Source organism: Streptomyces poriferorum (assembly GCF_019399235.1).
In the GTDB taxonomy this organism is placed as follows: Bacteria; Actinomycetota; Actinomycetes; order Streptomycetales; family Streptomycetaceae; genus Streptomyces; species Streptomyces poriferorum.
Window position 1 is genome coordinate 31,377 of record NZ_JAELVH010000066.1, and the last position, 13,577, is coordinate 44,953.

Below are 13,577 nucleotides of genomic sequence, written 5' to 3' on the forward strand. Positions count from 1 at the left end.
TCCTTCGGTGGTGAGGTGAGGTGAAGTGAGCCGAGGAGGAGCGGGGGCGGCGGCCGTGGTCAGGCCTGCGGCCAGGTGATCCATTCGAGCGGGATCGCGGAATCGGTGCGTCGTACGTCGCGCGGGGCGAGTACCTTCCCGGCCACGAGGGCCCGGGCGACGAGCCGCGCGGCCTCGATGGCGCCGCGGGGCCGGAAGTGCGTGTTGTCCTGTCGCCCGTCGGGGTAGTTGGGCGACTGCCCCGGCTCCAGCCAGTTGAAGTACTCCAACGTGCCGTCGGGGCCGAGTTCCTGCCAGCGCGCGAGCGTGAGCGCCTGGAGGTCGAGCAGGGGTACGCGCTCCTCGGCGGCCAGCGCGCGCATCGCGGCCGGGTACGTGCCGTGGGTGGGCTTCGCCGTACCGTCGTCGGCGAAGCGGCGGCGCTCCACCGGGGTGAGCAGCACCGGCCGCGCCCCGCGTGACCGTGCGCCGTGCACGTACTGCCGCAGGTAGTCCTGGTAGGTGGTGTACGGGTCGGTGCCGCGGGCGGGGTCCTCGGTCTTCTCGTCGTTGTGTCCGAACTGGATCAGCAGCAGGTCGCCCCCGCGCACCTCCTCCAGCAGGGCGGCGAGCCGTCCCTCGTCGATGAAGCTCTTCGAACTGCGGCCGTTCATCGCATAGTTGGCGACCGTCAGGGTGTGGCCGAGGAAGAACGGCAGGGCCATGCCCCAGCCGGTCTCGGGCGCCGCGTCGGCGTACTTCTGCGCGGCGGTCGAATCGCCGGCGATGTGCAGGGTGCGGGGGCGGGGGCGGCCGCCCGGGCCGTGCGCCGCCGCGGTGGTGGCGGTGGCGAGTGCCAGGGGCAGCGCGGCGACGGCGGCCGCGGCCTGCCTGCGGGTGAGTGACACGGTGAAGCTGCCTCTCTCATGGATGCGTAGCGGTGCGTACGCGCGGGGCGTACGGCGGTACGGGGTGCAGGAGGAGAAGTGCAGGAGGAGAGGGGACCGGCGGCGGGACGCGACCCGAACCGCCGCCGGTCCCCGGTCACCGGGGTGGTCGGCCTGGCGGGGTGCGCCGGCTCAGCCGTTGCCGATCTCCTTCCACTCCTTCTGGGCCTTGTTCAGCTCGTCCGCGATCTTGTCCAGGAAGTCCTTGGCCGTGACCTTGCCGAGCAGCAGCTTCTGGAACTCGGGCTCGTTGTCCGCCTTGCTGATGTTGTTCCAGTCCGGCAGGTAGTACGGCAGCTGCACGATCTTCGTGGAGCCGTCGGTGAGGGCCTTCGCGGCGAGCTCGGTCGACTCGGTGGCGCTGATCCACGGGTCCTTGGCGGCCTCGGTGTTGGCCGGGATGGCACCCGCGGACTCGTTCCACTTGCTGTTCCACTTGTGCGAGGCGGCGAACTCGATGAACTTCCAGGCGGCCGTCTTGTTCTTGCTCGACCGGAACAGGCCGAGCCCGTCGACCGGGTTGGAGACCTGGACCCGGGTGCCGCCGTCGCCGATCGGGTTCGGTATGCCGGCGAACTTCTCCTTGCCCAGCGCCTTCAGGTGGTCCTGGTAGGAGCCGAGGTTGTGGCTCAGCATGCCGATGGTCCCGGTGTCGAACTGGGCGACCATCTTGGTGAAGTCGTTGTTGACGTCGGCGGCGGGCGTCGCCTTCTTGTACAGCGCCACGTACTTCTCCAGCGCGGCGACGTTCTTCGGGTCGTTGAGCGTCGTCTTGTCGCCGTTCCAGAACTCCGTGATGCCGGACTGGCCGTACGCGGCGTCGATCGCCTGGGCGATGGAGCCGGCGCCGCCACGGATCGTGTAGCCGAACTTGTTGTCCTTGCTCGCGGTGAGCTTCTCGGCCGCCTTGTAGAAGTTGGCCCAGGTGGTGGGCGCCTCGAGGCCGGCGGTCTTGAACAGGTCGGTGCGGTACCAGGTCACGCCGTTGTTGGCGGAGGTCGGCACGGAGTACATGTCGTCGCCCCGGCCGCCCGCGGCCTTGACGCCGTCGACCATGCTCCCGACGAGCTTGCCGTTGAGGGTGGAGCCCTTGATCCGGTCGTTGAGCGGGTCGAGGGCCTCCTGCGAGACCATGTTGGCGAGGTAGGCGGTGCCGACGCCACCGACGTCCGGCAGTCCGCCGCCCGCGATGGCCGTGTCGTACTTGGACTGCACGTCGGCGATCGGGATCGGCACGTACTTGACCTTGATGTCCGGGTACTTCTTCTCGAAGTCCTTGATGATCTCGGTCCAGATGGCGGTACGCGGACCACCGTTGTTGTCCCAGAAGGTGATCTCGCCCTTGCCACTGCCCTCGGTGCCGGTCTCGCTGCCGTCGTCACCACAGGCGGTCGCGGTCAGTGCGAGCACCGCGGCAAGGGAGACAGCCGCCGCGGCACGCCCCCGCTGCGTCTTCGAGATGTTCATGATCGGCTCTTCTCTCTCGGTTCTCTCGGTTCGTGCGCATGAGTGGGGGGTTTCGGTGGTCCGGTGCCGGCCGGCCGTCGCCCTTCGACGGCCCGGCCGGTACGCGTTTCAGGGGGTGGTTCGGAATCCGGTGAAGCAGGCCGTCCCGGCCGGCCCCGTTCCCGGCGGTGCGGTGGCGAACAGGCCGAGCAGGGCGCCGACCCAGCGCCACGGCGTGGCGGCGAAGACCTGGCCCGACGCCAGGAATCCGGCCCCGTCCCCGGTATCGGCGAAGAAGCGGCAGCGGGCGCCGGGGGCGACCTCGATCCGGAGCCGGGCCGTGCCGTCGGGGGCCGCCCTGCCGTGTTCGGCGTCGCGTTCGTGCTCGGCGACCGTCTCGGCGTACCGGTGCACGAGCCGTATCCCGTCCGCACCGTCCGCCGGCCGCTCCAGGCCGATCCAGCTGAACGCGTCCCCGAGCACCGCGAGACCGGCCTTGGCCCCCGGTACCTCGCTGCCGAGGGCGAGTTCCGCCTCGACGGTGAACGTCTCGGCGGGCAGCCGCTGGACCAGCACGTTGGGCAGGGCCCGCAGATCGTGTGCGTACGCGGTCCGTACGCAGCTGAGCCGCAGCCCGTCCCCGCCGTGCTCGACGGTCCAGCCGGGGCGGGGGTCGGCCGTCCACTGCCACTGCCTGCCGTACCGGCCGCCCGGGAAGCTGTCGCCGCTGGCCGGGGCCGCCGCGGACTGCTCGGGCGCCGCCGGTTTGGTGTGTACGGTGACGGGCTCGCCCTGGTCCCCGATGACCGGCCAGCCGCCGTCCGCCGCGTCCCAGCGCATCGGCTGGAGGTGCACCACCCGCCCGTACGCCCCGCGCTCCTGGAAGTGCAGGAACCAGTCCTCGCCGGCCGGGGTCGTGACCCAGCCGCCCTGGTGCGGCCCGTTGACCTCGGTACGGCCCTGGGAGAGGACGACGCGCTCCTCGTACGGCCCGAAGAAGTCCCGGGAGCGGAAGGCGCCCTGCCAGCCCGTGCTCACCCCGCCGGCCGGGGCGAGGATCCAGAACTCGCCGTCCCGGCGGTAGAGCTTGGGGCCCTCCAGGGTGAACCAGCCGGGGATCGTGTCGGCGTCGATCAGGGTCTTGCCCTCGTCGAGGAGCTCCCGTCCGTCGGGGCTCATCCGGTGGCCGGTGAGCCGGTTCTTGATCCCGGAGCGCGACTTGGCCCAGGCGTGCACGAGGTACGCCTCGCCGGTCTCCTCGTCCCACAGCGGGCAGGCGTCGATCAGTCCCTTGCCGGCCTTGACCAGATGGGGCGCGCTCCACGGTCCGCGGACGTCCTCGGCGTTGATCTGCTGGATGCCGTGGTCGGGGTCGCCCCAGAAGATCCAGAATCGTCCCGCGTGGTGCCGCAGCGACGGCGCCCACACCCCGCAGTCGTGCCGGGGCACGGCGAAGTCGGCGGCCGGCTCCAGGCGGTCCAGGGCGTGGCCGATCAGGGTCCAGTTGACGAGGTCGCGCGAGTGCAGCAGGGGCAGTCCGGGGACCCGGCCGAAGCTGGAGGCGGTGAGGTAGAAGTCCTCACCGACCCGCACCACGTCGGGGTCGGACCAGTCGGCGTTCAGCACCGGGTTGCGGTAGGTGCCGTCGCCGAGATCGGCGGTCCAGGGGCGCTCGGCCTGGGCGCTCACGCGGTCACCGCCCGGCGGACGTAGGCCGCGGCCTCGTCCCGGCCGAGCCGGCCGTCCGCGATGACGGTGACGACCCGGCGCACGATCGTCGCACCCGCGGGGACGGGGAGCCGGCGGTCGGCGGCGAGGGAGGAGCCCACACCCGGATACTCGGTGGTCCGCACGAACCACGGGTCCCGGCGGGTCTCCTCGGTCGCCCCGGCGAACACCAGGGTCCAGCCGTCGCCGCTCATCGCCACCCAGTCGGCGGCCTTCCCGTGCACCGCCTCCTCGCCGTCCGCGGACCCGCTGAACACGGCGGGCGCCGAGGCCTCCTTGGGCGCGCGCCAGAAGAAGCCGCCGTATCCGGCGCCCGGCCGGCCGTTGGTCGCGGGGCTGCCGATCGACAGGTCCGAGGTGCCCCGGTTGGTGAGCGAGAAGGAGAAGTCCAGCGCCCAGGCGGCCGGGGAGAGTTCCGCGGCGGCGACCGTGCGGTGCTCCCGCAGCAGTTCGGTGTCGCCGGCCTCCCAGCTGAGCTCCTCGACGAACCCGTCCGGGTCGCGGAGCTTCCAGCCCAGGTGACGCTGGACGCCGTGGTTGTCGAGCACGGTGGGGCCCTGGTCGCGGACGAAGGTGCGGCCGCCCCAGAAGTTGTGCCCGGCGACGTCCGGGACGGCGACGGAGGTGCCCAGGTGGTGCACGTGGTCGGCCGGACGCTCCTCGGTGACGGGCGTGCCGGCGAGGGTGGTGACCGGGTGCAGGTAGGGGCGGCCGTCGGCGGCGGGGAGGTAGGTGTAGCGGCCGACCGGGCGGCCGGCGCAGCTCAGCAGTGCGGTGGTCGTCGTCACGATGAACTCACCTCGGTGGTAGGTCCTGTCTCCAGACCGGACCTGAGCGCCCAGGGGGCGCCGAGTTCGGAGAAGAGGGTGAGGGTGTCGGCGCCCGCCGCGACCAGTGCGTCGATCCCGCGCACCACCCGGCGGGGGGCGGCGGAGGCGGTCGCGGGCACGGTGTACCAGGCGTCGGCCGGCAGGGCGCGCGGCTCGTCCGCGGTCCGTACGGCCTCGACGACCTCCATGAACGCCCCGGTGCGGTGCGGCGGTACGAGCAGGGCGGCATCCCGCACCAGGTGCTCGACGAGGTTCTCCAGGAGGTCGGTCCGCCGGTGCACCGCCTCCTCGGGGCCGTGGCCGGCGCGCTGGACGAGGACCCGGTCCTGCTTGTACCAGAAGGTGATCCGGCCGCGGTCGCCGTGGACGATCACATAGGGCTCCCCGGCCTGCTCCGCGCAGAGGGTGACGGCGGCGGTGACCGGGACGCCGGAGGCGGTGGTGATGCGGACGCAGGAGGTGTCGTCGGCCTCGATGCCGTGGGCGCGGAAGAGCTCTGTCTCGACGGCGACGACGTCCTGGGCCGTGCCGCTGCCGGCGAGTTCGAGGGCGGTGGCGACGGCGTGGGCGAGCGGGTTGGTCAGGACCCCGTCGACGACGTCGGTGTCCCCGATCCGGCGCCGCCCGGCCCAGGGCGCCCGCCGGTAGTAGGCCTCGTCCCGGACCCAGGCGCCGGCGGCCCCGTAGCCCTGGACGGTACCGATCGCGCCGGTGCGCACGAGCTCGCGGATGGCGGGCACGGCGTGCGAGCCGAAGGACTGGAAACCCACCTGGCAGGCGATGCCGGCGTCCCGCACCCCGGCCAGGATGCGTTCGAAGTCGGCCCGCGTCGCGGCGGGCGGCTTCTCCAGCAGGAGGTGGACGCCCCGGCCGGCGGCGGTGAGCGCCAGTTCGGCGTGGGTCTGGATCGGGGTGCAGATGACGGCGGCGCGGGCCCCGGTGGAGTCCAGGAGCGCGCCGAAGTCGGCCGACTGCTCGGGGAGTTCACCGGCGAAGGCGTCGAGTTCGCCGTCGTCGAGCGGCTTCAGTTCGCAGACTCCGGCGAGCCGGACGAGGCCCTGGTGCTGGAGGCGGCGGATGTTGGCGAGGTGCCAGCGTCCGTGGCCGCGGGCGCCCGCGAGGACGATCGGGACGGGTGTGGTGGTGGACAGGGACGGCATGTCCGTCACCCCTTCACTGCGCCGGCGCTGAAGCCGGTGATGAGCCACTTCTGGATGAAGGCGAAGACGATCACCACGGGGACCGCGGCGATCACTCCGCCGGCTGCGAGCGCGCCCAGGTCGACGCTGTCCGCGCCGATGAGGGTGTTCAGGCCGACCGGGATCGTCTGCTTGTCCTGCTCGCTGAGGAACATCAGGGCGAACAGGAAGTGGTTCCAGCTGTGCACGAAGGCGAAGGAGCCGACCGCGATGAGGCCGGGCCGCAGCAGCGGCAGCACGACCGCGCAGAAGGCCCGGAAGCGCGAACAGCCGTCCACCCAGGCGGCCTCCTCCAGGGTGACCGGCACGTTCTTGATGAATCCGCTGATCAGGATGATGGAGAGCGGCAGCTGGAACACCGTCTCGGCGATGACCACGCTCCCCAGGGAGTTGATCATCTGGAGGTTCTTGAAGATCTCGAAGAGCGGTACGAGCATCAGCGCGCCCGGGATGAACTGCGAGCAGAGCAGCGCCAGCATGAAGCCGTTCTTGATCCTGAAGTTGAACCGGGCCAGCGCGTAGCCGCCGGCCAGCGCGACGAGCGTCGTGCAGACCAGGGTGCAGACCCCGACGATCATGCTGTTCTGGAAGAAGACGGCGAAGCTGCGCTCGTTCCAGACCTTGGAGAAGTGCTCCCCGGTCATCGGCCAGGGCACCAGCGAGGTGGAGCCCGCGGGGCGCACGGCGAACAGGAACATCCAGTAGAACGGGATGAGGGTGAAGACGAGGTAGATGCCGAGCGGTACGTAGATCTGCCAGCGCGGTACGTCGTCGAAGGCGCGTTCGCGGCCGGGCTTGCCGCGTCGGTGCGCGGCCGGCGTGCGGTGGTCCCGGACGGGCGGTCGTGCGGCGTCGGTGCCGTTCTTCTCGGCCAGTGCGGCAGTCACTTGTGTTCGCCTCCGAACTTGCTCAGGCGCAGATAGACGATCGAGCAGAAGAGGAGGATCACGAAGGCGACGGTGGTGAGCGCGGAGGCGTACCCGAAGTCGTGGCCCTCGATGCCGGTATTGGCGACGTAGAGCGGCAGGGTGGTGGTCTCGCCTGCCGGTCCGCCACCGGTGAGGGTGTAGAGCAGGTCGACGTTGTTGAACTCCCAGACACCGCGCAGCAGCGTGGACAGGATGATCGCGTCCCGCAGGTGGGGCAGGGTGATGTGGAAGAACTGGCGCAGCCGCCCGGCGCCGTCGACGGACGCCGCCTCGTACAGCTCCTTGGAGACGGACTGCAGGTCGGCGAGGATGAGGATGGCGAAGAAGGGGACTCCGCGCCAGAGTTCGGCGACGGTCGCGGCCCAGAAGACGGTTCCGGTGTCGGAGAGCACCGAGGTGCCGTAGTCACCGATGCCGGCGTCCGCCAGGTAGCGGCTGAACCCGGTCGAGGAGTTGTAGAGCAGGATCCAGATGGTGCTGGTCAGCACACCGGAGACGGCCCACGGTGAGAAGACCATGGCGCGGGAGATGCCGCGGCCGATGAAGCTCTGGTTGACGATCAGGGCGAGCGCGAGCCCGAGGGTGAGCTGGAGCGCGACCTGGACGACCACCCACTGGGCGCTGAAGCCCAGCGTCGTCCAGAACTGGTCGTCGTCGGTGAAGATCCGGGTGAAGTTGTCGAAGCCCGCGAAGCCGTTCCGCCACGGCTTGGTGACGTTGTAGTTCTGCAGGCTGTAGTAGAAGACGCTGATCACCGGGTAGGCGATGAAGCCCAGCATCAGCAGCCCCGCGGGGGCGATCAGCAGATATGGCAGTCGGCGGGGGCTCGCGGAGCGGCGCCTGGGCACCTTGGGCGGTGTGGCCACAGCGGCGGCTTGGGCCATGACACGTCTCCGTTCTCTCTCAGGTACGGGGTGCACGGTGGTGCTGAGGGTGCGTGCGGGTGCTGACGGTGCGGTGATGCGTGTAGTACGCAAGCGCTTGCCGCATGATGTTCGATATGCCGAACGAGGCGGGGCGCCCGAATTCTGCTGGGCCGTTCAGCCGGCGTAGGGGTCGGGGACTTCTCCCGGCCTGGCCAGGAAGGCGAAGTCGCAGCCGGTGTCGGCCTGAGTGATCTGGTCGTGGTACAGCGCCCCGTAGCCACGCTCGAACCGGGTGGCGGGCGGCGTCCACTCGGCCCTGCGCCGCTCCAACTGCTCTTCGGTCACGTCGAGATGGAGCAGCCGCGCCTCGACGTCCAGGGTGATCGGGTCACCGGTCCGCACGAGTGCGAGGGGGCCGCCGACATAGGACTCGGGGGCGATGTGCAGGACGCAGGCGCCGTAACTGGTGCCGCTCATCCGGGCGTCGGAGATCCGCACCATGTCCCGTACTCCCTGCTTCAGCAGGTAGTCGGGGATCGGCAGCATCCCGTACTCGGGCATCCCCGGACCGCCCTTGGGTCCGGCGTTGCGGAGCACCAGCACATGGTCCGGAGTGAGGGCCAGTGCCGGGTCGTTGATGGTGCGCTGCATCTCCTTGTAGTCGTCGAAGACGACCGCGGGGCCGGTGTGGCGCAGCAGGTGGGGCTCGGCGGCGATGTGCTTGATGACCGCCCCGTCCGGACAGAGGTTGCCGCGCAGCACCGCCACGCCGCCCTCCTCCGCCAGCGGGTTGTCGCGTTCGCGGATGACGTCGCTGTTGTGCACGAGCGCGCCGTCGAGCTGTTCGCGCAGGGTGTCGTGGGAGACCGTGGGCCGGTCCAGGTGCAGGACGTCGGTCAGCCGGGCCAGGAAACCGGGCAGTCCGCCGGCGAAGTGGAAGTCCTCCATGAGGTACTTCCCGCCGGGCCGCAGGTTGGCCAGCACGGGCACGGTGCGGGCTACGCGGTCGAAGTCGTCCAGGGTGAGCTTGATGCCGGAGCGGCCCGCCATGGCGATCAGATGGATGACGGCGTTGGTGGAGCCGCCGAGCGCGAGGACGGTGGCGACGGCGTCCTCGTACGCCTCCGCGGTGAGGATCGACGACAGCTTCCGCTGCTGCCACACCAGTTCGACGATCCGGAGGCCCGACTGTGCGGCCATCCGGTCGTGGCCGGAGTCGACGGCCGGGATGGAGGAGGCCCCGGGGACGGTGACGCCGAGCGCCTCGGCGGCTGCGGTGAGAGTGGAGGCGGTGCCCATGGTCATGCAGTGGCCGGGTGAGCGGGCTAGCCCGTTCTCCAGTTCGTCCATCTCGCAGTCACCGATGAGTCCGGCCCGCTTGTCGTCCCAGTACTTCCACATGTCGGTGCCGGAGCCGAGGACCTCGTTGCGCCAGTGCCCCGGCAGCATCGGCCCGGCCGGCACGAAGACGGCGGGCAGGTCGACGGAGGCGGCGCCCATCAGCAGCGCGGGCGTCGACTTGTCGCAGCCGCCCAGCAGCACCGCGCCGTCGACGGGGTAGGAGCGCAGCAGCTCCTCCGTCTCCATCGCCAGCATGTTGCGGTAGAGCATCGGGGTCGGCTTCTGGAACGTCTCCGAGAGGGTGGAGACGGGGAACTCGAGCGGGAAACCGCCGGCCTGCCAGACACCGCGCTTGACCGCCTGCGCGCGGTCGCGGAGGTGGACGTGGCACGGGTTGATGTCCGACCAGGTGTTGAGGATCGCGATGACCGGCTTGCCCAGGTGCTCCTCGGGGAGGTAGCCCAGCTGGCGGGTGCGGGCCCGGTGGCTGAAGGAGCGCAGCCCGTCGGTGCCGTACCACTGGTGGCTGCGCAGCTCCTCGGCGGCGATGCGGCCGGTCATATGGACCACCCCGCGACCTGGTCGGCGACCTCGGCGCGCTGCGACTCGGGCAGCACCCGGCTGGGCGGGCGCACATCGCGGCCGCACAGGCCGAGCGAGGCCAGCGCCTCCTTGACGACGGTCACGTTGTTGGCGGACTGCCGGTCCGCACGCAGTTCCTCGAAGCGGCGGATCTGCTCCCAGACCTTCATCGCGGCCGGGTGGTCGCCGGCCCGCAGCGCCTCCAGCATGGCCAGCGAGACGCCGGGCGCGATGTTGACGAGGCCGGAGGTGAAGCCGGTGGCGCCCGCGGAGAAGTAGGCGGGGGCGTACAGCTCGGCGAGGCCGGCGACCCAGACGAAGCGGTCCAGGCCGGCGTCCCGGGCGAAGGCGGCGAAGCGTGCGGCGTCCGGGACGGCGTACTTGACGCCGATGACGTTGGGGCAGCTGTCGGCGAGCACCGACAGGCACGCGCCGTCGAGGTGCGGGTTGCGGATGTAGGGGACGACGCCGAGTCCGGGGACGGCCTCGGCGATGGCCCGGTGGTAGTCGATCCAGCCGTCCTGCGAGACGTACGGGTGAACGGGCTGGTGCACCATCACCATCTCGGCGCCGGCGTCGCGGGCGTGCTCCGCGGCGGCGACGGCGGTCGGCACGTCGTGCCCGACACCGACCAGGATCGTGGCGCGGCCGCCGGCCTCCTCGATGGTCAGCTCGGTGACAGCACGCCGCTCCTCAGGGGCCAGCGCGTAGAACTCCCCGGTGTTGCCGTTCGGGGTGAGGATGCGCACGCCGCCGTCGAGCATTCTTCGCAGCAGGACGCGGTGCGCCTGCGTGTCGATGGTGCCGTCCCCGGCGAACGGGGTCACCGGGATCGCCACGACGTCTGCGAGGGCCGCCTTCAGCGGTGTGAGGTCCATGCGGACAGGCCTTTCGTCGATGTGCTGCTGGTTCACGCCGCGTCACCCCCGTCTTCGTCGTCGGGGAACGCGCGGCGCACGAACGACGCGATGTGGTCGTGCAGAGCCCCGGCCGCCGCGTCCGCGTCGTCGGCGAGCGCGAGGCGCAGGATCTCCCAGTGCTCGGCCGCCTCCCGCTCCCAGGACGGATTGTTCGCCCATGCGACCGTGGAAACGAGAGCCGCCTGGTCGCGGACCTCGTCGAGCATCCGGCCCAGCAGCGGGTTGCCGCAGGGGAGGTAGAGCGCCCGGTGGAAGTCCCGGTTGGCGAGCGACCGGTCTGCCTTGTCGAGCGCCGAGTCGGCACGCTCCAGGGCCTCCTGGGCTTCGTCGAGCGAGGCCCTGCGGGTGATGGTGCGACGCAGCGCCTCGGGTTCGAGCAGCAGCCGCACGTCGTACACCTCCCGGGCCATGGTCGCGTCGACCAGCCGCACGATGGCGCCCTTGTACTGGCTCATGACGACCAGGCCGGTCCCGGCGAGCGTCTTGAGCGCCTCACGTACGGGGGTCTTGGACACCCCGAACTGTGCGGCGAGTTCGGTCTCGACGAGCGCCTGCCCTGGTCTCAGCTGCGCCGTGAGGATCGCGTGCTTGATCGCCTCCAGCACGTACTGGGTGCGGGACGGAATCGGGGTGGGCGCAAAGGTCATGAGTGAAGGGCTCTCGCATCTCGCGTATCGCGTCTCATATATGACGTACGAAGTACGACGCGATGAAGCTAGAGGCGCCGCGAATGTTTCGTCAACGCTTCTGACAGAAGAACTTCACCGGACTACGACGTGTGCCGTACACGGATCTTCCCGGCGGACCGCCCCGCCCCGCCGTCTACGGCAACGTCCCGATGTCCGGCAACGGCCTTACCCGCCAGCCTGATCGCGTAACGGACGTGCAGGTCAGGGAGGTTCGATGGGTCGGTCGGCGACAGGGCGGGTACTGCGGGACCGGACGGCCGGGCTGCTCCTCACCTCGGTCGTGGTGTCCGGTTTCGGCAGTTCCGCGATGTCACTGGCCGCCGGGATCTGGGTCAAGTCGCTGACGGGCTCGGACAGTCTGGCGGCGCTGGCCCTCTTCGCCGTCTGGCTGCCGGTGCTCTTCGGGCCGGTTCTCGGAGCGGTGGCCGACCGGCTGCCCAGGAAGCCCCTGCTGGCCGGGGCGAACGTCGCCATGGCACTGCTGCTGACGACACTGACCGCCGTGGACTCGGCAGGGCGGATCTGGATCCTGTTCGCTGTCCTCCTGCTGTACGGGACGAGCTCCGTACTCATGGACGCGGCCGAGTCCGCGCTGGTCGCACAGGCCGTGGACGCCCACCTGCTGGGCGACTTCAACGGCTTGCGGATGATGGCGAACGAGGGCGTGAAGCTGGTGGCCCCGCTCACCGGCGCGGCGCTCTGCGCCCGCTTCGGCGGCACCGCGGTGGCCCTGCTGGACGCGGCCTCCTTCGCCCTGGCCGCAGGCCTCTACGGGCTGCTACGGGTACGGAGACAGACACCGGCCGGGGCCCGCCGTTCCTCCGGGATGCGGCAGGTGTGGGGGTCACCGGTGCTGCGGCCGCTGGTGCTCGCCGGGTCCGTCACGATGCTGTGCGCCGGGCTCAACGGGGCGATGCTGTACGCCGTCGTGGACGGGGTGCTCGGCCGCTCCCCCGCGTACGCCGGAGTGCTCTACGCGGCGCAGGGCATCGGGTCCGTCACGGTCGGGCTGCTGGCCGGACCGCTGCTGCGACGGCTGCCTGAACGGGTGTTCGCGGCGGCGGGCATCACCGCGTTCGCACTGGCGGTGGGCCTGCGGGCGCTGCCGTACGACACCGTGGCGCTGATGGCGTGCGCACTGATCGGTCTGGGCCTGCCCTGCGTGCTGATCGCCGCGATGACGGCGGTCCAGCGGGAGACGCCGGACGCCGTCCTGGGCCGGACGTCCGCGACCGCGGGCACGCTGATGATGGCGCCCAACGCGGTGGCGCTGGCGCTCGGCGCGGGGCTGCTCGCGCTGGTGGACGTGCGGGTGCTGCTGCCGCTGGTGGGCGCGGTGGCGCTGCTGACGGCCGCCACGCTGGTCACGGGCCGGCGGGGAAGGCTCCCCGCCGGCCCGCGGACGTCAGCGGCCGAGGCGTGAGAGCGCCCCGGTGACGGCTTCGAGGTCCGGCCCCGAGGCCAGCCCCGCGTGATACAGGCGCAGTTGGTTCGCGCCGAGCGAGGTCGCGTGGGCGGCGTCGCGCTCCAGCGTGCCGGGGCTGCCGCCCATCCCGCGCACCACGGCGAGGTTGGCCGCGAGGACGCCTCCGTGTCCGGCGAACGGGCCGAGCACCGCCTCGCGCGCCGCGTCACCGCCGGTGCACGGCAGCACCACGCCGTCCGCCACGGACAGGATGTGCTCCGGGTCGACGCCCACGTTGGCGCCGGACCGGTACGGCGCGGGGTCCGCGTGCAGCAGCACCTGGAACCCGGGGGCGGCGGCCGCGCGCACCGCGGCGACCACCGACTCCTGTAGCCTGCGGGCCACCTCGGTGCGATACCGGAGCGTGGCCCCGGCCAGATCGGTGCCGAGCAGCTTCTCGACCCCGCCCCAGCCCGCTTCCGGGGTCCCGGAACCGGCCCAGACCGGCTCCAGCGCGCCCCGCACGGCACGGTTCAACTCCTCGGCGTCCAGCCCCTGCTCGCCGTATCCGGCCCGGCAGTCCGGGCAGAAGCACAGCGACATCAGGTACTGCGCCGCGTCCCCGAGGCCGACGCCCCCGACCTTGTCGTGGGCGTGCAGATGCGCGAAGCCGTACCAGCCGCACGACTCCAGCTCGGTCCCGCCCGCCCCGTCCC

General features: G+C 71.3%; 11 protein-coding genes and 1 pseudogene. 1 reads left to right on the plus strand and 11 read right to left on the minus strand.

Features of this window, described 5'->3' with window-relative positions; genetic code table 11:
* Positions 1 to 59: 59 nt before the first annotated feature.
* The 10 genes from JGS39_RS14490 to JGS39_RS14535 all read right to left on the minus strand — a co-directional run bounded on the left by JGS39_RS14490 (position 60) and on the right by JGS39_RS14535 (position 11,414).
* Positions 60 to 887 carry a rhamnogalacturonan acetylesterase gene (locus JGS39_RS14490; RefSeq protein WP_219569429.1) on the minus strand — a complete coding sequence of 276 codons (828 nt, stop codon included), beginning with the start codon at positions 885 to 887 and terminating at the stop codon, positions 60 to 62.
* Between the two features lie 171 nt (positions 888 to 1,058).
* Positions 1,059 to 2,393 carry an ABC transporter substrate-binding protein gene (locus JGS39_RS14495; protein ID WP_219569430.1) on the minus strand — a complete coding sequence of 445 codons (1,335 nt, stop codon included), beginning with the start codon at positions 2,391 to 2,393 and terminating at the stop codon, positions 1,059 to 1,061.
* Positions 2,394 to 2,501: 108 nt separating this feature from the next.
* Entirely contained in the window at positions 2,502 to 4,061 is a 1,560-nt protein-coding gene (locus JGS39_RS14500; RefSeq protein WP_219569431.1) for a glycoside hydrolase family 43 protein, read from the minus strand.
* On the minus strand, positions 4,058 to 4,888 hold the full coding sequence (locus tag JGS39_RS14505) for a DUF6807 domain-containing protein (RefSeq protein WP_219569432.1): 831 nt from the start codon (positions 4,886 to 4,888) through the stop codon (positions 4,058 to 4,060). Before JGS39_RS14505 ends, JGS39_RS14500 begins: the two co-directional genes overlap by 4 nt.
* On the minus strand, positions 4,885 to 6,090 hold the full coding sequence (locus tag JGS39_RS14510; RefSeq protein ID WP_219569433.1) for a Gfo/Idh/MocA family protein: 1,206 nt from the start codon (positions 6,088 to 6,090) through the stop codon (positions 4,885 to 4,887). The genes JGS39_RS14505 and JGS39_RS14510 overlap by 4 nt, the downstream gene beginning before the upstream one ends.
* A 5-nt stretch (positions 6,091 to 6,095) precedes the next feature.
* Complete coding sequence (locus JGS39_RS14515) at positions 6,096 to 7,016, minus strand: carbohydrate ABC transporter permease (RefSeq protein ID WP_219569434.1); 921 nt, start codon at positions 7,014 to 7,016, stop codon at positions 6,096 to 6,098.
* Positions 7,013 to 7,942 carry a carbohydrate ABC transporter permease gene (locus tag JGS39_RS14520; RefSeq protein WP_219569435.1) on the minus strand — a complete coding sequence of 310 codons (930 nt, stop codon included), beginning with the start codon at positions 7,940 to 7,942 and terminating at the stop codon, positions 7,013 to 7,015. Before JGS39_RS14520 ends, JGS39_RS14515 begins: the two co-directional genes overlap by 4 nt.
* A gap of 156 nt (positions 7,943 to 8,098) precedes the next feature.
* On the minus strand, positions 8,099 to 9,826 hold the full coding sequence (gene araD, locus JGS39_RS14525) for an L-arabinonate dehydratase (RefSeq protein ID WP_219569436.1): 1,728 nt from the start codon (positions 9,824 to 9,826) through the stop codon (positions 8,099 to 8,101).
* Positions 9,823 to 10,725, minus strand: a complete 903-nt coding sequence (locus tag JGS39_RS14530; protein WP_219569441.1) for a dihydrodipicolinate synthase family protein — start codon at positions 10,723 to 10,725, stop codon at positions 9,823 to 9,825. The genes araD and JGS39_RS14530 overlap by 4 nt, the downstream gene beginning before the upstream one ends.
* A 32-nt stretch (positions 10,726 to 10,757) precedes the next feature.
* A complete protein-coding gene (locus tag JGS39_RS14535; protein ID WP_219569437.1) occupies positions 10,758 to 11,414 on the minus strand; it encodes a GntR family transcriptional regulator in 657 nt (218 codons plus the stop codon).
* Positions 11,415 to 11,670: 256 nt separating this feature from the next.
* Here JGS39_RS14535 and JGS39_RS14540 point away from each other — a divergent pair, with 256 nt between their 5' ends.
* Positions 11,671 to 12,879, plus strand: coding sequence for an MFS transporter (locus JGS39_RS14540; protein ID WP_219569438.1), 1,209 nt, complete (start codon positions 11,671 to 11,673; stop codon positions 12,877 to 12,879).
* Here JGS39_RS14540 and JGS39_RS14545 read toward each other — a convergent pair.
* Positions 12,862 to 13,577: pseudogene (locus JGS39_RS14545) on the minus strand (hypothetical protein); the annotation flags it as partial. The gene JGS39_RS14540 and the pseudogene JGS39_RS14545 overlap by 18 nt on opposite strands.

What these genes read in the sequence shown, in the direction of transcription:
- JGS39_RS14495 (WP_219569430.1), bottom strand. Translation starts at nt 2,393, where the DNA reads ATGAACATCTCGAAGACGCAGCGGGGGCGTGCCGCGGCGGCTGTCTCC.
- JGS39_RS14510 (WP_219569433.1), bottom strand. Translation starts at nt 6,090, where the DNA reads ATGCCGTCCCTGTCCACCACCACACCCGTCCCGATCGTCCTCGCGGGC.
- JGS39_RS14520 (WP_219569435.1), bottom strand. Translation starts at nt 7,942, where the DNA reads ATGGCCCAAGCCGCCGCTGTGGCCACACCGCCCAAGGTGCCCAGGCGC.
- araD (WP_219569436.1), bottom strand. Translation starts at nt 9,826, where the DNA reads ATGACCGGCCGCATCGCCGCCGAGGAGCTGCGCAGCCACCAGTGGTAC.
- JGS39_RS14530 (WP_219569441.1), bottom strand. Translation starts at nt 10,725, where the DNA reads ATGGACCTCACACCGCTGAAGGCGGCCCTCGCAGACGTCGTGGCGATC.
- JGS39_RS14535 (WP_219569437.1), bottom strand. Translation starts at nt 11,414, where the DNA reads ATGACCTTTGCGCCCACCCCGATTCCGTCCCGCACCCAGTACGTGCTG.
- JGS39_RS14540 (WP_219569438.1), top strand. Translation starts at nt 11,671, where the DNA reads ATGGGTCGGTCGGCGACAGGGCGGGTACTGCGGGACCGGACGGCCGGG.